Annotated in this window: 22 protein-coding genes and 1 rRNA gene; 6 read left to right on the top strand and 17 right to left on the bottom strand. The window is 70.3% G+C overall.

Translation table 11 applies throughout. From position 1 onward, the window contains the following. From BLR02_RS10380 to BLR02_RS10345, 8 genes are all read right to left on the bottom strand, one after another. Nucleotides 1–120, bottom strand: a 16S ribosomal RNA gene (locus tag BLR02_RS10380); the annotation flags it as partial. 599 nt (nucleotides 121–719) lie between these two features. Next, a complete protein-coding gene (locus BLR02_RS10375; protein WP_090662856.1) occupies nucleotides 720–959 on the bottom strand; it encodes a hypothetical protein in 240 nt (79 codons plus the stop codon). A 61-nt stretch (nucleotides 960–1,020) separates the two neighbouring features. Next, nucleotides 1,021–1,788, bottom strand: a complete 768-nt coding sequence (locus BLR02_RS10370; RefSeq protein ID WP_090662854.1) for an ABC transporter ATP-binding protein — start codon at nucleotides 1,786–1,788, stop codon at nucleotides 1,021–1,023. Further along, nucleotides 1,785–2,846, bottom strand: a complete 1,062-nt coding sequence (locus BLR02_RS10365; protein WP_090662852.1) for a dihydrodipicolinate synthase family protein — start codon at nucleotides 2,844–2,846, stop codon at nucleotides 1,785–1,787. The genes BLR02_RS10370 and BLR02_RS10365 overlap by 4 nt, the downstream gene beginning before the upstream one ends. Nucleotides 2,847–2,965: 119 nt before the next feature. Then, a complete protein-coding gene (locus tag BLR02_RS10360) occupies nucleotides 2,966–3,805 on the bottom strand; it encodes a GNAT family N-acetyltransferase (protein ID WP_090662850.1) in 840 nt (279 codons plus the stop codon). Further along, nucleotides 3,792–4,835 (bottom strand): NAD-dependent epimerase/dehydratase family protein, encoded by a 1,044-nt coding sequence (locus BLR02_RS10355; RefSeq protein WP_090662848.1) that lies wholly within the window; start codon nucleotides 4,833–4,835, stop codon nucleotides 3,792–3,794. The genes BLR02_RS10360 and BLR02_RS10355 overlap by 14 nt, the downstream gene beginning before the upstream one ends. Nucleotides 4,836–4,838: 3 nt before the next feature. Then, nucleotides 4,839–5,660, bottom strand: coding sequence for an ABC transporter permease (locus BLR02_RS10350; protein WP_090662846.1), 822 nt, complete (start codon nucleotides 5,658–5,660; stop codon nucleotides 4,839–4,841). Between the two features lie 79 nt (nucleotides 5,661–5,739). Then, a complete protein-coding gene (locus BLR02_RS10345) occupies nucleotides 5,740–6,396 on the bottom strand; it encodes a TetR/AcrR family transcriptional regulator (protein WP_090662844.1) in 657 nt (218 codons plus the stop codon). Nucleotides 6,397–6,467: 71 nt separating this feature from the next. Between BLR02_RS10345 and BLR02_RS10340 the strand changes: the two genes are divergently transcribed. Both BLR02_RS10340 and BLR02_RS10335 read left to right on the top strand, forming a co-directional pair. Then, the gene (locus tag BLR02_RS10340; protein WP_090662842.1) at nucleotides 6,468–7,484 is read left to right on the top strand and encodes an ABC transporter substrate-binding protein; all 1,017 of its coding nucleotides are present in this window, start codon (nucleotides 6,468–6,470) and stop codon (nucleotides 7,482–7,484) included. A gap of 4 nt (nucleotides 7,485–7,488) precedes the next feature. After that, entirely contained in the window at nucleotides 7,489–8,127 is a 639-nt protein-coding gene (locus BLR02_RS10335; protein ID WP_090662841.1) for an HAD hydrolase-like protein, read from the top strand. A 297-nt stretch (nucleotides 8,128–8,424) separates the two neighbouring features. Here the strand turns inward: BLR02_RS10335 and BLR02_RS10330 are convergent, their stop codons facing one another. Beyond that, complete coding sequence (locus BLR02_RS10330; RefSeq protein WP_090662839.1) at nucleotides 8,425–9,483, bottom strand: transporter substrate-binding domain-containing protein; 1,059 nt, start codon at nucleotides 9,481–9,483, stop codon at nucleotides 8,425–8,427. Between the two features lie 36 nt (nucleotides 9,484–9,519). After that, the gene (locus BLR02_RS10325) at nucleotides 9,520–10,356 is read right to left on the bottom strand and encodes an IclR family transcriptional regulator (protein ID WP_176849486.1); all 837 of its coding nucleotides are present in this window, start codon (nucleotides 10,354–10,356) and stop codon (nucleotides 9,520–9,522) included. Nucleotides 10,357–10,498: 142 nt separating this feature from the next. Between BLR02_RS10325 and BLR02_RS10320 the strand changes: the two genes are divergently transcribed. The 4 genes from BLR02_RS10320 (at nucleotide 10,499) to BLR02_RS10305 (ending at nucleotide 14,366) form a co-directional block, all read left to right on the top strand. After that, nucleotides 10,499–10,774 (top strand): (2Fe-2S)-binding protein, encoded by a 276-nt coding sequence (locus BLR02_RS10320; RefSeq protein WP_090662834.1) that lies wholly within the window; start codon nucleotides 10,499–10,501, stop codon nucleotides 10,772–10,774. Further along, nucleotides 10,771–12,156: an FAD/NAD(P)-dependent oxidoreductase gene (locus BLR02_RS10315; protein WP_090662832.1), complete on the top strand. Its 1,386-nt coding sequence runs from the start codon at nucleotides 10,771–10,773 to the stop codon at nucleotides 12,154–12,156. Before BLR02_RS10320 ends, BLR02_RS10315 begins: the two co-directional genes overlap by 4 nt. After that, nucleotides 12,153–13,283: an NAD(P)/FAD-dependent oxidoreductase gene (locus tag BLR02_RS10310; RefSeq protein WP_090662829.1), complete on the top strand. Its 1,131-nt coding sequence runs from the start codon at nucleotides 12,153–12,155 to the stop codon at nucleotides 13,281–13,283. The genes BLR02_RS10315 and BLR02_RS10310 overlap by 4 nt, the downstream gene beginning before the upstream one ends. Nucleotides 13,284–13,478: 195 nt before the next feature. After that, a complete protein-coding gene (locus BLR02_RS10305; protein ID WP_090662827.1) occupies nucleotides 13,479–14,366 on the top strand; it encodes a TauD/TfdA dioxygenase family protein in 888 nt (295 codons plus the stop codon). On the opposite strand, the gene BLR02_RS10300 is transcribed toward BLR02_RS10305, so the two are convergent. The 7 genes from BLR02_RS10300 to BLR02_RS10270 are packed head-to-tail and all read right to left on the bottom strand — an operon-like array spanning nucleotide 14,363 to nucleotide 20,603. Further along, nucleotides 14,363–15,073 (bottom strand): ABC transporter ATP-binding protein, encoded by a 711-nt coding sequence (locus BLR02_RS10300; protein WP_090569413.1) that lies wholly within the window; start codon nucleotides 15,071–15,073, stop codon nucleotides 14,363–14,365. The genes BLR02_RS10305 and BLR02_RS10300 overlap by 4 nt on opposite strands. Beyond that, the gene (locus BLR02_RS10295) at nucleotides 15,060–15,836 is read right to left on the bottom strand and encodes an ABC transporter ATP-binding protein (protein WP_090662825.1); all 777 of its coding nucleotides are present in this window, start codon (nucleotides 15,834–15,836) and stop codon (nucleotides 15,060–15,062) included. Before BLR02_RS10295 ends, BLR02_RS10300 begins: the two co-directional genes overlap by 14 nt. Beyond that, nucleotides 15,833–16,810 (bottom strand): branched-chain amino acid ABC transporter permease, encoded by a 978-nt coding sequence (locus BLR02_RS10290; protein WP_090662823.1) that lies wholly within the window; start codon nucleotides 16,808–16,810, stop codon nucleotides 15,833–15,835. The genes BLR02_RS10295 and BLR02_RS10290 overlap by 4 nt, the downstream gene beginning before the upstream one ends. Beyond that, nucleotides 16,807–17,679, bottom strand: coding sequence for a branched-chain amino acid ABC transporter permease (locus tag BLR02_RS10285; protein WP_090662821.1), 873 nt, complete (start codon nucleotides 17,677–17,679; stop codon nucleotides 16,807–16,809). The genes BLR02_RS10290 and BLR02_RS10285 overlap by 4 nt, the downstream gene beginning before the upstream one ends. After that, nucleotides 17,679–18,830 (bottom strand): ABC transporter substrate-binding protein, encoded by a 1,152-nt coding sequence (locus BLR02_RS10280; protein ID WP_218127905.1) that lies wholly within the window; start codon nucleotides 18,828–18,830, stop codon nucleotides 17,679–17,681. Before BLR02_RS10280 ends, BLR02_RS10285 begins: the two co-directional genes overlap by 1 nt. Continuing rightward, nucleotides 18,827–19,804 carry an isopenicillin N synthase family dioxygenase gene (locus tag BLR02_RS10275; RefSeq protein ID WP_176849485.1) on the bottom strand — a complete coding sequence of 326 codons (978 nt, stop codon included), beginning with the start codon at nucleotides 19,802–19,804 and terminating at the stop codon, nucleotides 18,827–18,829. The genes BLR02_RS10280 and BLR02_RS10275 overlap by 4 nt, the downstream gene beginning before the upstream one ends. 16 nt (nucleotides 19,805–19,820) lie before the next feature. Beyond that, complete coding sequence (locus BLR02_RS10270) at nucleotides 19,821–20,603, bottom strand: SDR family NAD(P)-dependent oxidoreductase (protein WP_090662817.1); 783 nt, start codon at nucleotides 20,601–20,603, stop codon at nucleotides 19,821–19,823. Between the last annotated feature and the right edge of the window lie 69 nt (nucleotides 20,604–20,672).

Below are 20,672 nucleotides of genomic sequence, written 5' to 3'. Positions count from 1 at the left end.
AGGACACGTTCCTACGCGTTACTCACCCGTCCGCCACTAGAGCCGAAGCCCCCGTGCGACTTGCATGTGTTAAGCATTCCGCCAGCGTTCGCTCTGAGCCAGGATCAAACTCTCAGGTTCATCCCCGCAGCCCAGCCAAAGCCAGGCCACGCAGACGCCTTTCGATCAGGCTCCGCTCACCACTCCCGATGCAATCCATCACCCAGCCAAAGCCAGGCAACGATCCATCGTCTTCCAAAAAACCGATGCAACTGTCAAAGAACAAACCAAACCAGGAAAAGAGCCAATCACTCAGCCCCACAACCCCGTCCGGTAAACCACCATGTAGCGTCAACCAACACTACATGCAAGAGACTTTTTTGGCCTTTTTAAGTCGATCTGAACCTTGCCGATTACTGGCAACCAGCGATCAAGACTGCTGGCCACACTCTCGGTTACTCAGGCCAACCTCATCCAGCCAAAGGAGGAGCGTGCAAATAACGCCCCATCCGAAATCCGCAAGGGCAAACCGTCAGGCCCACCCAAAAAAAGCTACCCCAGGCACGCCATCCTCGCCACAAGCAGTAGCCTGCGCAGATGAGGAAACCGATATGGGGCTGCCCCGTCATCACGACGGGAGGCGTTATCTAGCCCCGTACTTCGGATGATTCAAGCCCCTTGAAACTTCCAGCTAGTCGCCTGACGCAGGGCAGGCATCGGCTCCCCTCCTGGCCCGAGGATCAGCCCTTGGCCTCGCGCCCGCCCATCGTTCTGGCGGCCAGGCAGCAGCCAAGCGCCACGCCCGCCCATTGCTGACCGAAAAGGGCGCCAAGGCCCAATGCCGCGATGCCGAGGAGAAAGGCTCCTGCGCCGCGCTCGGCCAGGATGAGGTCGAACCAAAAGCCCATGGCGATGCCGCCCACGAGGCTGGCGAGCATATACAGGTGATCGCCGAGCAGCGGCGGAAGAGCTTCGATCATGCTCCTTCGTTGCATGGCGAGGTTGCCTAATCCTTGCCGGGGCGCCGGTTGGGCACCGCATTCAGCCCAGACCGAGCAACCCATAGATGCGCCGGACATAGTGGCCGAAAGCCTCCCCGGTCTTGATGTCCAGTCCACGATCGGCCGGCAACTCGATTGGGAAGAACTCGGCCATGCGTGCTGGCCCCGCGGTCAGTACGGCGCAGCGCTCACCAAGAAAAACCGCCTCCTGAATGGAATGGGTGACGAAGAGAATGGTCTTGCCACTCTCCCGCCAGATCCTCCGCATCTCGAGATTCATCCGCTCCCGCGTCAGCGCATCGAGGGCGCCGAAAGGCTCGTCCATCAGGATCAGCTTCGGGTCATGCACCAGGGCCCGCGCGATGGCCGCCCGCTGCTGCATCCCGCCCGATAGCTCATAGGGGTATCGGTCCTCGAACCCTTTCAGCCCGACAAGGGCGAGCAGGTCCCGCGCCCGCGCTTCGGCGGCCCGGCGCGGCAGGCCGAGGATTTCGGCCGGCAGCATCACGTTGCGGAGGATGGTGCACCATTTCAGCAGCAGTGCCTGCTGGAAGACCATGCCGACATCCCGCCCCGGGGTGAAGGCGCTGGCGGCGCTGCCGATCCGCACCTCGCCGCCATCCGCCCCATGCAGCCCGGCCAGGATCTTCAGCACGGTGGTCTTGCCGCAGCCGGAGGGACCGACCAGCGCCACCATATCCCCCTCAGCCACCTCCATGGTGACGTTGGAGACGGCGGTGAAGGCCCGGCCATCGCGGCGATAGGTCTTGCTGACGTCACGCAGCCGGATCAGCGGCTCGGCATTCATGAGAGCCAGCGCTCCCGGTTCTCGGCCACGAAGGCATCGTCCGAAAGGTCGGCATGCTCGCGGCAGACGCGGTCGATGAGGGCCGCCTGGCCCGGGCTCAGCCCCTCCTCGGGGTTGAGGCACCAGATGCCTTCCAGCAGGCCCTGGCGCCGCAGCACCTCGTGGCAGCCGGCGATGCAGCCGTGGAAATCATGGGCGACATCGAAGAAGGCGGCGTTGCAGTCGGTCACGCGGGCATCGAGCGCCAGCAGCTCCGCCGGCACGGCGCTGCCCCGCGCCGCGGCCTGCAGCCGGGCCAGCAGCTGCACCGCCTGCCGCGTCCAGACCGACCAGTGGCCCAGCAGCCCGCCGCGGAAGCGCACCGTCACCGGCACCCCCTCCCGCATCGCCACGAAGGGTGTCAGCAGGTCGAGCACGATATGGTCGTCGTTGCCGGTGTAGAGGGTGATCCGCTCCTCGGCCCCGGCGGCGACCAGGCCGCGCACCACATCCAGCGTGCGGTAGCGGTTGAACGGCGCGGCCTTGATGGCGACGACATTGTCGATGGCGCAAAACCGCGCCCAGAACCCGGCATCCAGCGGCAGGCCCCCGACCGCGGGCTGGAGGTAGAAGCCGACCAGCGGAATCTCCTCCGCCACCCGCTGGCAATGGGCGATGACCGCCTCCGGCGTCGCGCCGCGCAGCGCGGCGAGGCTCAGCAGCCCCGCCTGGTAGCCGAGCGAGACGGCCAGCCGCGCCTCCCGCACGGCCTGTTCCGTGCCGCCGCAGACCCCGGCGATCATCACCAGCGGCCGGTCGGTCCAGGCCCGCGCATCCTCCATGGCGCCGGCCAGCACCGGCTCGTAGAGGCCGACATCGCGGATCTCGAACTGCGTCGTATGCACACCGACGGCGAGGCCGCCTGCCCCGGCATCGATGTAGTAGCGGGTCAGCGCCCGCTGGCGGCGGTGGTCCAGCCGGCGGTCCGCACCCAGCGCCAGCGGATGGGCGGGGATGACGGTTCCCTCGGCCAGCAGCCTGCGCACGGCCTCCGGAATGGCGGAACGGTGCAGTCCCATCGAGCCCAACTCCCCTCGGCCAGAGCGTGATCCGCGATCACCGGATTGCGGATCACGCCCCAGCTTGTTGTGTCGCATGATTCACGCCTCCGGCCGTTCCAGCCTGCGGCGATCATGCCCTATCCCAGTTCCGGCCCGGCGATGAGGAAGAGCCGCGCCGGGTCGCCGAAGCCCGTGTCGCGGCCCAAGGCCATGCGGAGGAAGGGCCGCTCCTCGCCGAAACCGGCTTCATGCAGGTCGGCACGGAGCCCGGCCCAGCGCTCCGGCAGGTCGAGCAGCACCGGCCCCATGGTCCGGCCGAGCGCCGCCCGCAGCAGCAGGCCGGCCGCTGTCTCGTCGGGCGCCACGAGCGGACCGATCTGCAAGGCCTGCCGCCCGGGCCGCGCCAGCACGAAGCCCGCGCCACCCTCCAGCACCAGCGCCTGGTCCGGCGCCCGCCGCCACAGCCCCTCCAGGATGCCCGGCCGGGCTGCTCCGAACGCCGCCCCATCCGCCGCCGCGATGGCTGGCAGGTCGGCTGCCATTGCGGGCCTTACGCCCTCCGGCAGAGGAGAAGGGCCCCTCCCCTCGCCGCGCCAGCGCATCAGCCGAAAGACCGGGCGGAAGCCGAGCGGGCGGTAGATGCGCTGGCCGGCCGGCGTCGCATCAAGGAAGGCCACCTGCCCCGCCTCTGCCAGTGCCGCCATCGCCTGCCGCAGCACCGCGGTGCCGAGGCCCTGGCCCCGTGCGGCCGCCGTCACCAGCACCATGCTGATCCAGCCGAAGGGGCCGTAGGGCAGTACCGCCCCGGTCGCCTGCAGCCCGCCATCCGGCCCGCGCAGGCCATGAACCACGCCATGCGCCAGGAAGATGCGCCAGTCCTCGGCCAGCTGGTTCCAGCCCGCCTCGGCCGAGAGGGCGAGCGCCCCCGGCAGGGCCGTCTCGTCCAGCCGATGCAGCCCGGGGCTAGTAGGCGCCATCCCGCACCTCGAAATGGGTGGGCTTGCCGAAGCTTGGCTGGTCCCGCGCCACCCAATCCGCCACCCAGTCGATCATCTTCCCCAGCGGCACCACCGGATAGCCGAGGAGACGCGCGGCCTCGCCGGCGTTGTTGAGCCAGGCGGTCGGTGCCTCCTCGCCCTGCAGCACCGGCGCGCGGCCGAGGCGCTGGCCGAAGGCCCCGGCCAGCCAGCGCACCGAGATGGTCTCCGGCCCGGTGACGTTGAGCGGCGAGGCCGGTACCGTCGCATGGCGGAGGCAGCGCAGCGCCTGGCTGTTCGCATCGCCCTGCCAGATGACGTTGACATGCCCCATGGTGACATCGACCGGCGCGCCATCCCGCACCGCGCGGGCGATGTCGAAGAGCACGCCGTAGCGCAGGTCGATGGCGTAGTTCAGCCGGAACAGCCGCCCGGGCGTGCCGTGGCGGGCCGAGAAGTAGCTGACGAGCCGTTCCCGCCCAATGCAGGAATTGGGGTATTCGCCGGGCGGTGTCAGCGGGCTGTCCTCGGTCGAGCCCCCGCTGGCAATGGGCACGAAGGGATAGACGCAGCCGGTCGAGAAGGTGACGATGCGCGAGGACTGGAAAGTCTCGGCGACGAGGCTCGGCGCATGGACATTCATCGCCCAGGTCAGCGCCTGGTCGCCCTGCGCGCCGAATTTCCGCCCGGCCATGAAGATGATGTTGGCCACGCGCGGCAGCCGGCCGACCGCCTCGCGGTCCATCAGGTCGCAGGCGATGGTCTCGACGCCATGTCGCTCCAGGCCCTCCCGCAGCCCCGGCTCGCTGAACCGGGCGACGCCGATGACGCGCTTGGCCGGCGCCGCGTTGCGCGCCAGCCGCGCCAGGCTCGGCCCCATCTTGCCGCCAACGCCGAGCACCATGATGTCGCCATCGAGCGCGGCGAGGTCCTCGGCAAGCGCCCGGCTCGGCCGGGCGAGGAAGTCGTCCAGCGCCCCGGCATCGGCGAAGCCGGCGGGCAGCGCAGCGGCGTCCAGCCAGTCGGTCATCCTCTAGGTCCTTGCATCACGGGGAACGAAGATCCGCTCCAGCAACAGCACTGCGCCATAGAGCAGGATGCCGAGCAGGGTGAGCAGCAGCACGGCCATGAACATGGCCGGGGTATCGAGCGAGGCCTGCACCTGGATCATGAGGTAGGCGAGGCCCCGGTCGGAGGCGATGAACTCGCCCACCACCGCGCCGGCGACGGCGAGGATGGCGGCGACCTTCATGCCGGAGAAGATGTAGGGCAGCGAGCCCGGCAGCTGGATGGTGCGGAACATCGCCCAGCGCGAGCCCCTCAGCGAGCGGACGAGGTCGAGCAGATCCGGTTCCACCTCCCGCAGCCCGCGCAAGGTGGTCAGCAGCACCGGGAAGAAGCAGAGGCTGAACACGATCAGCATGTTGGTGCCGATGCCGTAGCTGAACCAGACGATGACAAGGGGCCCAAGCGCCACCTTCGGGATCATGTTCAGCGTGACCAGCAGCGGGAAGACAGCAAGTGTCAGCCAGCGCGACCAGGAGAAGACCAGGGCGAGGGCGACACCGGCAAGGACGGACAGCACATAGCCGCCCAGGATCTCGAGGCCGGTGACCCAGGCATTGGCTGCCCAGGCGTAATGCGCGCCGCCCAGCGTGGCGAGGATGTCGGTCGGCGCCGGCAACAGCATGGGCGGCAGCCCGGCCGCGCGGACGCCGAATTGCCAGGCCAGCACCAGCGCGACATGGATGGCGATGACGGCCAGCCAGTGCAGCAGGGCGGCGCGGGGAATCAGCGGGCGCGGGGCCGCAGACTCCTCCACCACAGGGGCGCTCTGCTGCGCGACGGCCTCCATGCCTGCACCTCGTTCCGCGACCGGGGGAGGCTAGCGAGGCCGGGCCTGCTCTGTCAACCAACCGGTTGACTGAAACAACTCAGGGCCGCAGGGCCCGCAGCGTGAAGTCGATGACATGCCGCCGCCGCGCCGCCACCGCCCGCGCCCCGTCCAGCTCCCGCCCGAAGATCGCCGAGAGGGTGCGGTTGTTGGAGAAGTAGAAATAGGAAAGCCCGGCGATCGAGATATAAACATTCACCGGATCCATATCGGTGCGGAAGACGCCAGCCTCCCCGCCCCGCCGCAGCGTCTCCTGCAGCAGCTCGACCAGCGGCGAATGCATGGCCTGCAGGCCGGGCGAATCCCGCAGGTGCTTCGCTTCCTGGCGGTTCTCGTCATTCAGCAGGGCGACGAATTCCGGGTGTTCCAGCAGGTAGTCGAAGGAGAAACCGACCAGCCGCTCCATCGCCGCCTCGGGCGGCAGGTCGGCCAGGTGGAGCGCGCGCTCCTGGACGCGGATGCCGGCATAGACCTGATCCAGCGCGGCCCGGTACAGCGCCTCCTTGTTGCCGAAATGATGGTAGACGAGCTGCTTGTTCACGCCGGCGCGGCGGGCGATCTCGTCCACCCGCGCGCCGGCCAGCCCCTTCTCGGCGAATTCCGCGGTGGCGGCGGCAAGCAGCGCACGCTGCGTCGCTTCCGGGTCGCGTTGGCCGCGGGCACGTTCGGGGGCATCGGGCAGGCTGGGACGGGGCATGATTCACCCTATCAACCAACCAAATGGTTGGATAGCATTCCGCCCAGCTGTTGCGCAGGAGGGGACTGGAGATGGCGAAGGCCGAAGCCGCGGCAGGCCGCCGCACGGTGCTGGGTGGCCTCGCGGCCGCCGCGATCCTCGGCCCGGGACGCGCCCGGGCGGGCGAGCCGCTCAACCTGGTGCTCAACTGGACCCCGACGGCCGATCACGCGCCCTACTACCATGCCAAGGCCCAGGGCTGGTACGAGCAGGCCGGCATCGACCTCACCATCGAAACCGGGCGCGGCTCGGGCACCGCTGCCCAGCGCGTCGCGGCCGGCGGTGCGCAGCTCGGCATTGCCGACATGGCGACGGCGATGCTGGCGCGCAGCCGCGGCTCGAAGCTCGTCGCCGTCATGGTCGTCTATGCCAATTCGCCGCAGGGCTTCTATTGGCTGAAGAGCAACGGCATCGCCGGGCCGAAGGACTTCTCCGGTCGCTCCATCGGCAACCCGCCAGGCGATGCGTCGCGCGTCATGTGGCCCGCCTTCGCCAGGAAGGTCGGCATCGACCCGGCCAGCGTCCGCTTCGTCAATGTCAGCCCGCAGGCGAAGCTGCAGGCCCTGCGCGGCCGGACCATCGACATCACCAGCGACTTCTACAACGAGCATGACCTCAAGCTGCGCCAGTTCGGCGACGATCTCGGCTTCCTGGCCTGGCGCGAGATCGGGCTGAACCCCTACGGCAACTCAATCATCGCCAATGAGGATGTGCTGGCCGCCAAGCCGAAGCTGGTCGCGGATTTCGTCCGCGTCTCGCAGCGCGCCTTCGCCGCCGCGGTGCAGGATGTCGGCCCGGCGCTCAAGGCGCTGCTCGCCTCGGTCTCGGGCCTCGAGGAGGCGAACCAGCGCGACCAGTGGCGCCGCATCCTCGAGCTGATGCGCGACCCGACGACGGAGGGCGTCGCCCTCGGCGCCTTCGATGCCGGTCGCGTCGCCGCCGACTACGACCTGCTGCGGACCTATTTCGAGAATGTGCCGGTGATGCAGCCGGACAGCGCCTTCACCAACCGCTTCCTCGACACCGGGCTCCGGATGCCGGCCGGATAGGCGCATGGAGCGGCGACAGGGCATTGGGTACAAGCTGGCGATCTTCGATGTCGACGGTACCCTCGCCAACTCCCTCCCATGGTTCGCCGAGGTGCTGAACGACACCGCCGACCGGTTCGGCTTCCGCCGGACCGACGCGGCGGAACGCGAGGCGCTCCGCGCGCTGGGGGCACGGGAGATCATCCGCCGGCTGGGCGTGCCGCCCTGGAAGCTGCCTCTCATCGCCCGGCACATGCGCCGGCAGAAGGCCCTGACTGCCCATCGGGTGCCGCTGTTCGAGGGCGCGTCCGAGCTGCTGCGGCAGCTCGCGCGACGCGGCATCACGCTGGCCATCGTCAGCTCGGACTCCGAGGCGTCCATCCGCGTGACACTCGGCCCGGACGCCGCCCTCATCTCGTATTTCGAATGCAGCGCGGCGTTGTTCGGGAAGCGCCGCAAGCTCCTGGCGATCTTGCGGCGGGCTGGCGTGCCGGCCGGGGATGCCATCTATATCGCCGATGAGCTCCGGGATGCGGAGGCGGCGCAGGAGGCGGGCATCGCCTTCGGGGCGGTCGCCTGGGGCTACGCCACCCCTGCAGCGCTCGAGGCCCGGCATCCATTGGCCCTGTTCCACGATTTCGACGGGATCGCCGCGCGGCTCTGACGCCTGGAGGCGCTTGCCCGGCGGATACGGGCCAAACCACCAGGCGCCGGGAAGGGCGCCAGGGAGGCGGCCGGGGCGGCACCCGGCTCGCCGCGTTGCCGGCATCCGCGACTCCCCGAAGCATGGCGATGGACTGCACGTCCCGCTCGGGCCCGGGCGCGCCTGTCGCCCGGATGGACCTCCCGCCGGATCACGCCACGCCCCTCGATCCGTTCGAGGCATTTGATGACGGAGGAGCGGCCGAGCGCCAGGCGCAGTCGGCCTGGCGCGGGGCGCTGGCTACCTGGCCGGCCCGCCCTACCGAAAGGAGGGAGAGAATTGCAGCCCGCCCTCGGTCCAGAGCCGGTTATGGCCGCGCTCCAGCCCGAGCGGGATGATGTAGCGGTCGTAGAGCTCTCCGTAGTTGCCGACCTGCCGGACGATGCGGGCCGCCCAGGCGTCGTCGAGGGCTAGGCCGCTGCCGAGGCCACGCTCCACCCCGAGAAGGCGGCGGATATCGGGATTCGTGCTGCCCGCCATGCCGTCGATCGAGGCGCTGGTCACGCCCAGCCGCTCGGCGAAGACCATGGCGAAATGCGTCCAGCGGACGATGTCGAACCACTTGTCGTCGCCCTTGTGCACCATCGAGCCGGCCTGGCCCAGCGTCATGCGCTCGGGCAGGATCACCAGCTCCTGGGCGCGGGCGCCCTGCCGCGCCCGGAAGCCGGCGAGCTGGGACGCATCGGTGGCGAAGGCGTCGCAGCGGCCCGACAGGAAGGCGTCCTGCACCTCGTTGACCCCGCCGATCATCACCGGGTTGAAGGCGATGCGATGGGCGCGCAGCCAGTCGCCGACATCGAGCTCGGTGCTGGTGCCGGGGCGCATGCAGAGTGTCGCGCCATCCAGCTCGGCCGCCGATTTCACGCCGGACTTGGCATGGACGATGATGCCCTGCCCGTCCCAGAAATTGGTCGCGGCGAAGAGCAGGCCGAGATTCGCCTCGCGTGTCAGCGACCAGCCGGTGTTGCGGATGAGCACATCCACCTCGCCGGATTGCAGGGCGGTGAAGCGGTTCTGGGCGGAGAGGGTGACGAACTCGACCCGGTCGGCCTGGCCGAGGGTTGCCGCGGCGATGGCGCGGCAATAGGCGGCATCCATCCCCTGCATCTCGCCCTTGGCATCGGCCAGGGAGAAGCCGGCGATCTCACCCGAGACGCCGCAGCGCAGCCTGCCGCGCGCGCGGACCGCATCGAGCGTCGCCGAGCCGGAATTGCCGGTGGCGGCGGCCGGTGCCCCGCTTTGCGCCAAGGCGGAGGGGATGGCCGGGGCGGCGGCGAGGCCGGCCACCAGGGCGAGCACGCAGGACAGGGTTTTCATGGGAACTCCAGGTGCAGGACGACGGAGGGAGGCGCCTCAGCCCTCCCCGCCACGCGGGGGACGGGACAGGGTGGCGGGAACGGCGAGGCTCGCCTCGACGGCGGCGACCTCCCGGCGCATGCGCTCCAGCAGGGCCTGCCGGGCCTCGGCATCGAGGCGGCTGGCGATGAAATTGACGGCAATGGCCGCGGTGACGGCATGGCCCGGCGGGCGGATCGGCAGGCTGATCGCGGCCAGGCCGGCGATCAGCGAATCGTCAAGCATCAGCGCCCCATCGGCCTGCACCCGCGCGAGGCGGTGCCGCACCTGCTCCAGGCTGCTGCCGAACTGGGCGTAGCGTCCGGCATTGGCGCTGAGCACCGCCTCGATCTCGGCCAACGGCTGGCCGGCCAGGATGGCGACGCTGCCGGCGCCGATCCCGAGCGGCATCAGGCCGCCCACGCCCTGGGTCAGGCTCTCGATGACATAGTCCCCCTCCTGCCGGTCGACCACCACGGCGTTGAGGCCGCTGCGGACGATGAGGAAGGTGGTCTCGCCGCTCTCGCCCGAGAGGCGTGCCAGAGCGGGGCGGCAGATGCGGCGCAGCCCGGTGCCATCGGCCGCCTGCCCGGCCAGCGCGACCAGCGCGGCACCCAGGCGATGGCGCTTGCCGCCATCCACCCGTTCCACCCAGCCATGATGCTCGAGCGCCGCCAGCAGGCGATGGGTGGTGGAGGCGCTGAGGCCGAGCGCATCGGCCAGGCGGGAGAGTTGCTGGCCCCCTGCCCCAGCCTCGCCGAGCTGCCGCAGCAGCCCCACGGCACGGTCGAGCACCTGGATGCTCGATTCTGCAACCGGTGAGGCGGGCCCTGGCTTGGCGGGGGGACGGGGCATGGGCGGACGATAGGCCGACCCTCGGGATCGCATCAATTCCAAAATGCGGAAATTGAATATCTAGTTTTCCGTCTGGTGGAATTTATATCACCACCCTACGCTGTCGGGCTTAGGCTACAGGCAAGGCCCAGGAGGCGGTGCTGTGCGACTGGTACGTCTGACCGACCAGGATCGGCCGGAGATCCGCTTCGTTTTCGAGGGCCAGGAGGTCACGGCCCGCGCCGGGGATACGTTGCTGACCGCCATCCTCGCCGGCGATGGCGGCTTCCTCCGCACCAGCGAATTCGGCGATGGCCCACGCGCGGGCTTCTGCCTGATGGGCGCCTGCCAGGATTGCCGTGTGTTCGTCGAGGGCCAGGGCCGGGTCCGCGCCTGCACCACGCCCTGCGCGCCCGGTCTGCGGGTGAGGCGGGCATGAGGGTCGCGGTGGTCGGCGCCGGCCCGGCCGGGGTGCGCGCGGTCGGGCAGCTGGTGCGCGCCGGCCTTCACCCGCTTTGGATCGACGAGGCGCCGGATGGCGGCGGCCGCATCTACCAGCGCCCGCCGCCCGGCTTCCGCCGCAGCCCGCAGGCGCTCTACGGGCTGGAGGCGCGTAAGGCCACGGCCCTTCACGCGGCGCTGGATGCGCTGAAGCCGCGGGCGGATTGGCGGCCGGATACGCTGGTCTGGAACATCGCCACCCATCCTGGTCGGCTGAACCTCATGCGCGACGGCGTGGCGACGGAACAGGGCTTCGATGCCGCCATCCTCTGCACCGGCGCCATGGACCGCGTGGTGCCGGTGCCGGGCTGGACGAGGCCCGGCGTGACGACGCTGGGCGCCGCGCAGATCGCGCTGAAGGCGCAGGGCTGCGCCATCGGCCAGCGGGTGGCGCTGGTGGGAAGCGGGCCGCTGCTGTGGCTCGTCGCCTACCAGTACCTGAGGGCCGGCGCGGGGCTGGCCGCCGTGCTCGACACCACACCTTTCCGCCGCAAGCTGCAGGCCTTGCGTGGCCTCCCGCACGACCCCGCCACATTGGCCAAGGGCCTGTTCTATGTCACGCGGCTGCGCGCCGCCGGCATCCCGGTCGCCGAGGGTGCCACACCGCTGGCCATCGAGGGCGAGGCCCCGGATGTGGTGGCCGCCCTGCGTTGGCGCGACGCCGCCGGGCGCGAGCACCGCCTGGAGTGCGACGCCGTCGGCCTCGGCTGGGGCGTGCGGCCGGAGCTGCAACTGGCCGACCTCGCCGGCGTGCCGATCGGGTTCGACCCGGTGCAGCACAATTGGGTGCCGCAGCGGGATCTCACCGGCCGCACGCCCGTGGCTGGTATCTACCTGGCCGGGGATGGCGCCGGCATCGGCGGCGCGGCGGTGGCGGAGCTGGCTGGCGCCCGCGCCGCCCAGGCCCTGCTGGCGGATGCCGGCCTGCCCGTGGACACGGCGCTCGTGGCGCGGCTGGAGCGCCGGTTGCTGCGTCAGGCCCGTTTCCGCACCGCCCTTGAGCGCGCCTTCCCCTTTCCGGCGCATCTGGCCGCCGCCATGCCGGACGAAACCATCCTCTGCCGCTGCGAGAGCGTGACGGCCGGCGAGCTGCGCGCCGCCGCCGCGCCGGACGGCCCGCATGGCGCCTCGCCGGAGGTGAACCGGGCCAAGGCCTTTACCCGCATCGGGATGGGCCGCTGCCAGGGCCGGGTCTGCGGTGCTGCGGCGGCCGAGGTGCTGGCGGCTCGCCTGGGCTGCGACACCGCCGCCATCGGCCGGCTGCGCGGCCAGCCACCGGTGAAGCCCCTGCCCATCCCTCAGCCGGAGGCCGCGCCATGACCACGCCCCGCGAGGCCGATGTGCTGGTGATCGGCGGCGGCGGTGCCGGCTGTTCCGCCGCGTTGCATCTCGCCCGGCGGGGTGCCCATGTGGTGCTGCTGGAGCGTGGACTGGTCGGCTCCCAGGCCTCGGGCAGCAATTACGGCGGCGTGCGGCAGCAGGGCCGTCACCCGGCCGAGCTGCCGGTGGCCAAGCGCTCGCATGAGCTGTGGAAGCGCCTGCCGCAGCTGATCGGCACGGATTGCGAATTCGTCCAGACGGGGCACCTCAAGCTGGCCCGCAGCGAGGCCGAGGCGGCCGAGCTCGCCGCCTATCTGGACGTGGCACGCAGCCATGCGCTGGAGTTGCAGCTGCTGGGCCGGGCGATGCTGCGGGCGCGCTATCCCTGGCTGGGTCCCTCCGTGGTCGCGGCTTCCTTCGCGCCGGGGGATGGCTCGGCCAATCCCCGGCTGCTGGCCCCGGCCCTGGCGCAGGCGGCGCGGGAGAGCGGCGCGGCCATCCTGGAACACACCGCCGTGACCGCCTGCCACCATGGCGGAGGGCGCTTCCTGCTGGAGACCGCGGCCGGGCCGTTCACCGCGCCGCGCCTGCTGAATACCGCCGGCTTCTGGGGCGGCCAGCTGGCCGCCAGCTTCGGCGAGCCGGTGCCGATCCGCCACCTCACGCCCAACATGATGGTGACGGAACCGGTGCCCTATTTCATCCGGCCGAATATCGGCGTGGCGGGCGGCGGCGTGTACATGCGGCAGATTCCCCGTGGCAACATCATCATCGGCGGCGGGCATGGCACCGGCGACCCCAGCGTGCCGATGTCGCGCCCCTCGCCGGAGGTGACGCTGCAGGTGATGCAGCGTGCCGTGGCATTGGTGCCGGACCTCGCCGGCGTCTCCGTCATCCGCAGCTGGAGTGGGATCGACGGCATCCTGCCGGACAAGATCCCCGTGGTCGGCCCGAGCCTGACCACGCCCGGGCTGTTCCATGCCTTCGGCTTCTCCGGCCATGGCTTCCAGCTCGGCCCGGCGATCGGCGCCATCCTCTGCGAGCTGGCGCTGGATGGCCGGACGGAGACGCCGCTCGACGGCCTTTCCATCGGCCGTTTCGCCCGGGCCGCGTTGCCGGTCGGCTGAGCCCGCCCGCATCCTTCGGAAGCGGGGGCGCGTCATGGGTCCCGGGCAGCAGCGCGGCATGCTCCTGGCCCCTCTCGGCCAGCAGGGCAGCCTCCTCGATAGAGGCCGGCCTGCCGGCGCCCCCCTGACAAGCAGGTGGGGTGGCGTTACCCTCGGGGGCAACGGGGCCGAAGCCCCGATGAGGGAACCCGAGCCATGACCTTGTCCATCCAGCCCGCCAACCCCGCCCGCCCCGATTTTGTCGGCGAGGTGTCGGGCATCGACCTGAGCCGGCCGATCGGCGCCGCCGAAGCCGCCGCCATCGAGGCCGGCATGGACCGCTATGCCGTGCTGGTCTTCCGCGACCAGGATATCGACGACCAGCAGCAGATCGCCTTCAGCCGGCATTTCGGCGAGCTGGAATTGGCGACGGGCGACATCGTCCAGGGCCAGGCGCGGCGGCTGTCGATGGAGATCAACGACATCTCCAACCTCGAGCGCGACGGCAAGGTGATGGCGCGGGACGACCGCAAGCGGCTGTTCAGCCTGGGCAACATGCTCTGGCACAGCGACAGCAGCTTCAAGCCGACGCCCGCCAAGTACTCCCTGCTTTCGGCCCGCGTCATCCCGGGCGGCGGCGGCAACACCGAATTCGCCGATATGCGCGCCGCCTGGGATGCGCTCGACGACGAGACGAAGGCGATGGTGCGCGACCTGGTCTGCGAGCACAGCCAGATCTACTCCCGCGGCGTGCTCGGCTTCACCGATTTCACCCCGGAGGAGCTGGAGAAGTGGCGGCCGGTGCCGCAGCGGCTGGTGCGGCGGCACCCGAAGACGGGGCGGCTCTCGCTCTTCCTCTCGGCCCATGCGGGGGCGATCCAGGGCTGGCCGGTGCCGGAGGCGCGGGCGCTGCTGCGTGACCTCAACGAGCATGCGACGCAGCGCGAGTTCGTCCATGCCCATGTCTGGCGGCCGCATGATCTCGTGATGTGGGACAACCGCGCCACCATGCACCGTGCACGCCGCTATGACTCGACCAAGGTCCGCGACCTGCACCGCACGACCGTCGCCGATGTGGCGCCGACACTGGAGCAGGCGGCCTAGATCGCGCCGCCCAGATAGGCATCCCGCACATCCGGGCTCGCCAGCAGCTCGGCACCGGTGCCGCTGCGGACCACATGGCCGGTCTCCAGCAGATAGGCCCGGTCGCAGAGCTGCAGCGCCGCCATGGCATTCTGCTCGACCATCAGCACCGTCGTGCCGGCGGCGCGGATGTCCCGGACGATGGCGAAGACCTGCTCGACGAGGCTCGGCGCCAGGCCGAGCGAGGGCTCGTCGAACATGACGAGGCGCGGGCGGGACATCAGTGCCCGGGCGATGGCCAGCATCTGCTGCTCGCCGCCGGAGAGGGTGCCGGCGGCCTGGGCGCTGCGCTCGCGGAGGCGGGGGAAGCGGGCGTACATCGCCTCCAGGTCCTGAGCGATGCCGGCGCGGTCGCGGCGCAGCAGGGCGCCCATGGCGAGGTTCTCGCGCACCGAGAGATGCGGGAAGACGCGGCGGCCCTCGGGGCAATGGGCGATGCCGCGGGCGAGGATCTCGCGCGGCGGGAGGTTGCCGATCTCCTTGCCGTCGAGGGTGATGCGGCCGGTGGTGAGCTTCAGCAATCCGCTGATGGTGCGGAGCGTGGTGGACTTGCCCGCGCCGTTGGCGCCGATGAGGCTGACCAGCTCGCCCTCGCGCACCTCCAGCGAGACTTCGGCAAGGGCGGCGATGCGGCCGTAGCCGGCGGAGACGCCCTCAAGCCGCAGCATGGGCCGCTCCGAGATAGGCGCGGATCACTTCCGGGTCCTGGCGGATCGCGGCGGGCGGGCCGGAGGCGATGATGCGGCCCTGGTTCAGCACGACGATCCGGTCGGAGAGGCGCATCACCATCGCCATGTCGTGCTCCACCAGCAGCACGGTCATGCCGCGCTCCTTGAGGCCGCGGATGAGGGCGATGCAGTCCGCCGTCTCCGAGGGGTTGAGGCCGGCAGCGGGCTCGTCGAGCAACAGCAGGCGGGGATGGGCGGCGGCGGCCATGGCGATGCCGAGGCGGCGCTGCTCGCCATAGGCCAGCGCCTCGGCAGGCAGCCCGGCGCGGTCGGCGAGGCCGGTGAGGTCGAGCAGGTCGGCGGCCTCGGCGTGCAGCGCGGCCTCCTCGCGGCGGGCGCGGAGGAAGGGCAGCAGCGCGTCGAGCAGCCCGGCCCGGCCGCGGAGGTGGAGGGCCATCAGCGCATTCTCGAAGACGGTGCAGCCGGCAAAGACGCTGGTGCGCTGGAAGCTGCGGACCAGGCCGCGCGCGGCGATGCGCTCCGGCGCGAGGCCAGCGATCGGGCGGCCCTCGAAGAGGATGCGGCCGCGGGTCGGGCGCATATAGCCGGTGATGACGTTGAAGGCGGTGGTCTTGCCGGCGCCGTTCGGGCCGATGAGGCTGACGACCTCGCCGGCCGGGACGGTGAAGCTCATATCGGCGATGGCAGTGAGGCCGCCGATCTGCACGCCGAGGCCTTCGACGGAGAGCAGCACGTCGGTCATGGCAGGCGCCGGGCGAGGGCGGGGACGATGCCGCGCGGGAGGAACATGACGAAGAGGATCATCGCGGCGCCATAGATGATCCACTGCGCCTCGGGCGGCGCGGTGCCGCGCAGCAGATCGGGCATCAGGCCGAAGACGAGGCCGCCCACCACAGGGCCCCAGAGCGTGCCCTTGCCGCCGGTCACCACCATGATGACCATGGTGACGGTGTAGATGAAGAGGAAGACGTCCGGATCGACGATGCGGACGTAATGGGCGAAGAGGCTGCCCGCGGCGCCGGCGATGCCGGCCGAGAGCACGGCGGCGATGACGAGGTAATGCGTGACGCGGATGCCGACGGAGCGGGCCAGCGGCTCGTTCGCCCGCAGTGCCACCAGGGCGCGGCCGATGCGCGAGCGCACCACCTGCCGCACCAGCAGGAAGGCGAGCACAGCGACGGCCAGCACCAGCCAGTAATTCTGGTCCTTGCGGTAGAGCGGCACCACCCCCTGCCCCGGCCACCAGAGCGAGAAGGGCGGGATGGAGATCAGCGCCATCGGCCCCTGGGTGAGCTCGACCCAGTTGAGCGCCACCATCCGCAGCACCTGCGCGAAGCAGATGGTGATGATGACGAAATAGGCGCCGCGCACGCGGAAGGCGAGGCGGCCGAGCAGCCAGCCGAAGCCGCCCGCCACCACGATCGCGGCGAGGAAGCCGAGCCAGACCGGCTGCGGCGCCAGCACCACCCGCCAGCCGAAGCCGATGCCGATGTCGAAACCGAGCGTCGCCAGCGCGCTGGCATAGGCGCCGAGACCGAAGAAGGCAACATGGCCGAGGCTGAGCTGCCCGGTATAGCCGAGCAGCAGGTTGAGGCTGATGGCGCCGATGATGAAGATGCCGGCCGAGGTCAGCACCGCCAGCAGATAGGGGTCGGGGAAGACGAGCGGCAGCGCGGCGAGCGCGGCGACGAAGCCCCAGGCGAACAGCGCGTTCAACCGATGCGCTCCTTCGCCGGCACCAGGCCTTGCGGCCTGACGGCCAGGATCAGGATGATCAGCAGGAAGCCGAAGGCATCGCGGTACTCGGTCGAGACGAAGCCGCCGGCGAATTCCTCGACGAAGCCAAGGGCGAAGCCGCCGATCGTCGCCCCCGGCAGGCTGCCGAGCCCGCCCAGGATGACGATGGCGAAGGCCTTCAGCCCGACGAGGTCGCCCATGGTGGGCGACACCATGAAGACCGGACCGAGCAAGGCCCCCGCCGCCGCGGCGAGGCCGGAGCCTATGGCGAAGGTCGCGGTGTTCACCCAGCCGATGCGCACGCCCATCAGCGCCGCCGTCTCCGGGTCCTGGAATGTAGCGCGCATCGCCATGCCGATCCGCGTGCGGTCGAGCAGCAGCCAGAAGCCGAGCAGCAGCGCCGCGGAGACCACCAGGACGAAGAGCCGGAGCGGCATCACCGAGACCGGGCCCACCACCAGCGGCGTCCCCGGAAAGGGGTTGGGGATGAGCTTCGCCACGCCGCCCCAGGCCCACATCTCGCCATTCTGCAGCACCAGCGCGGCACCGATCATGACCAGCATGACGGAATCGATATCGGCCTTCCGCATCGGCCGCAGCAGCAGCCATTCGATCGATGCGCCGAGCGCCATGCCGAGCAGTGTCGCCAGCGCGAGGGAGAGATAGAAATTGAGCCCCAGCAGGGATACGCCCGCATAGGTCATGTAGGCGCCGAAGGCATAGAGCTCGCCATGGGTGAAATTCACCACCCGCATGACGCCGAAGACGAGCGTCAGGCCGATCCCCAGCAGCGCATAGGTGCCGCCGAGGACCGTGCCGTTGACGAGATGCTGGAGCGCCTGGTCCATCAGAGGAGGCCGGTCTTGCCTTCGCTGAGGGTGACGACCGAGACGTTCGGCTTGTTCTGCCCGCTCTCCTGCCCGGCCGGGCCTTCCTTGGCGAAGCTGATATCGCCGTTGACGCCGGCGAGCTTCACCTTCCACAGCGCCGCGCGGATGGCCTCCGCCTCCGGCTTGCCGGCGAGCTTGATGGCCACGGCGACAGTCAGCACGGCGTCGTAGCCGCGGAAGCCTTCGGTCAAGCCGGCGAATTCCCAGCCCTTCTTGTTCCACTCGGCGGTGTAGCGCTCGGCGATCTGCGGGTGCGGCGCGCGCTCGGGGAACCACGGGGCGTAGAAGAGGATGTGGTAGCTGGTGTTGCCGGGCGGCAGCGGGTTGGCGAGGAGCTGGTCGGGGAAGGAGCCGCCGGTGGTGACGATCCGCTTGCCGAGCCGCTGCTCCACCGCCTGGCGCAAGGCGAGCGTCTGCTGCTCGACGCCGGTGGTGAGGAAGACGGTATCGCCATCCGACTGCCGGAGCGCGGTGATCTGCGCGGCGAGGTCGGTCGCTTCCGGCGTCATCGTCTCGGTCCGGCCGATGCGAATGCCCTTGGCGCCGAGGGCGGCGGAGAACTTCTCGGCGGCGCCGCGGCCGAAGTCGTTGTTCACCGAGAGGAAGTCGATCTTCCTGATCGGCGGGTCGAACTTGCCGAGCAGCTCGGCGAAGGCGACGGCCTCCATCTCCGAGGTCGGGGCGATACGGAAGACCCAGGGGTTGCCGGAGGTGGTGATGCGCGCCGCCGAGGAGGTCTCGACGATCATCGGCACCTTGTACTCGATCAGCTTCGGCATGATGGCGAGGGTGAAGGTGGAGCTCCAGGCGCCGATCAGCACCGGCACCTTGTCGCGCAGCACCAGCTTCTCGGCGGCCGCCACCGCCTCGCGCGGGTTGGATTTGTTGTCCTCGAGGACCAGCTCGATCGGCCGGCCGAGCACGCCGCCAGCCGCGTTCAGCACCTCGACGGCGATCTTGGCCCCGTTGGCGACGTAGTTGCCCGAGGCCGCGACGGCGCCGGTCAGGGGCTGGGTCATGCCGATCCTGATCGGGTCGGCGGCGAAGCCATGGCGCGACAGGGCAGGCATGGCCAGCCCGGCCAGCAGCAGCGTGCGGCGGTTCATCATGCGGCGGGTTCCTTCACGCGGGTCTGTCGGTACTTCTCGTCGCGATAGGCGCCGGAGAGCACGGGCGGGTATTTCGCCTCGCCCGGTGGCGCGATGCATTCGATCAGCGCGTCGTAATTCGGGTGCTGGAAATAGGCGATGGAAAGGCGGCGGCTGCGCGCGGCCAAGCTGTCCGGCGGGTTGACCACGCGGTGGAGGTTGGAGAACCAGCGGTCATTGGTCCAGCGCATCAGCAGGTCGCCGATATTGACGACGAAATCCGCCGGGTGGGTGGCGACATCCAGCCACGCCCCGCCCCGGGTCTGCACCTGCAGCCCGCCCGGTACATCCTCGCCGTTGAGGATGGTGAGCAGCCCGTAATCGGTATGCGCCCCGGCGCGGAGCTGGCCAGGCGCCGGCGGCTCGGCCTGCTCCGGGTAGTGGTTCAGCCGCATCGCGGTGATATGGCGGTCGAGCTTGTTGTCGAAGAAATGCTCGTCGATGCCAAGGCCCAGCGCCGCGATGCGCATCAGCTCGACCGTCAGATGCTCCATCGCACGGTAATAGGCATCCGCCGCCGCGGCGAAGCCCGCCGGCCGCTCCGGCCAGAGATTGGGCAGGAAGTAGCGGCGCCCCTCGGCGCTGGTCCAATAGGGCTCATCCGGCCAGCTCTCCCGGCCGTAATGGTAGTATTCTTTGAGGTCGGGCGGCGTCGCCCAGGCATTGCCGCGCGACAGCGCCTCGACGCCGAGCGCGATATAGCCGCGCGGCGTGCCCGGCACGGGGTGCCTGGCGCGCAGCTTCTCCTCGAGTGGCAGAGCGAAGAAAGCCTTCGCCGTGTCGCGCAGCGCATCCATCACCGCGGGCGGCACGCCATGGCCGGTGATGGTGAAGAAGCCGATCTCGCGGCAGGTCCGGTCGATCTCCTGCCCGACGCGCAGCCTTGCCGCCGCGTCACCGCCCAGGGCAGGCGAGAGGTCGATCACCGGGATCATGCGCGGCCTCCGTCGTTCAATGGAAATAGGCGCCGCCATCGACCACCAGCGTCTGGCCGGTGATGAAGGCGGCATCGGGGCCGGCGAAGAAGCAGACGGCGCCGGTAAGATCCTCCGGCAGCATGTCCCGTGCCAGCACGCGGCCACGGAGCGAGGGACCCTTCACCCCCTCCACCAGCACCGGGTTGCGCAGAACGCCCTCGCTCAGCGTGAAGCCGGGCGCGACGCTGTTGACCAGGATGCCGTGGCGGCCAAGCTCCGTCGCCAGCGCGCGGGTCAGCGAGACGACGGCGCCCTTGCTGGCCACGTAATGCGCCATGTAGGGGTTTCCCTTGAAGGCAACGCCCGAGCTGATGTTGACGATGCGCCCGCCGCCCCGCCTCTGCATCGCCGGCAACACGGCACGGCAGCAGAGGAAGGTGCCCATCACGTTCACCTCGAGCACGCGGCGCCACTCGGCGAGGTCGAGTTCCTCGAAGGGCTTCGGCGTCAGGGTCGCGTAGATGCCGGCATTGTTGACAAGGATGTCGAGCCCGCCGAAGCGCGTCTCGGCCGCCTCCGCCATCGCTGCCGTCGCCACCTCGGAGGAGACGTCCGCCGCGATGCCTTCGGCTGCCAGCCCCTCGGCGCGGAGCATGTCAGCCGCCGCCTCCGCGCCCGCCAGGTCGGCCAGCAGCACCTGGGCACCACGCCGCGCCAGTGCCCGCGCCAGGCCGAGGCCGATGCCGGAAGCACCGCCCGTCACCACCGCCACCCGGCCGGCCAGCGTACCGGCGCCACCCCCGCTTCCCTCCGCCATGCCAGCAGCCCCGCAGTTCCAGGGGGCTCTTGCACGCCTCGTGCCAGTTCCACCGGCGGCGAAACGGCC

The sequence above is a fragment of the Belnapia rosea genome (assembly GCF_900101615.1).
Classification (GTDB): Bacteria; Pseudomonadota; Alphaproteobacteria; order Acetobacterales; family Acetobacteraceae; genus Belnapia; species Belnapia rosea.
Note: the sequence above shows the minus strand (reverse complement) of the source record. Positions and strands in the feature narration are given on the sequence as shown.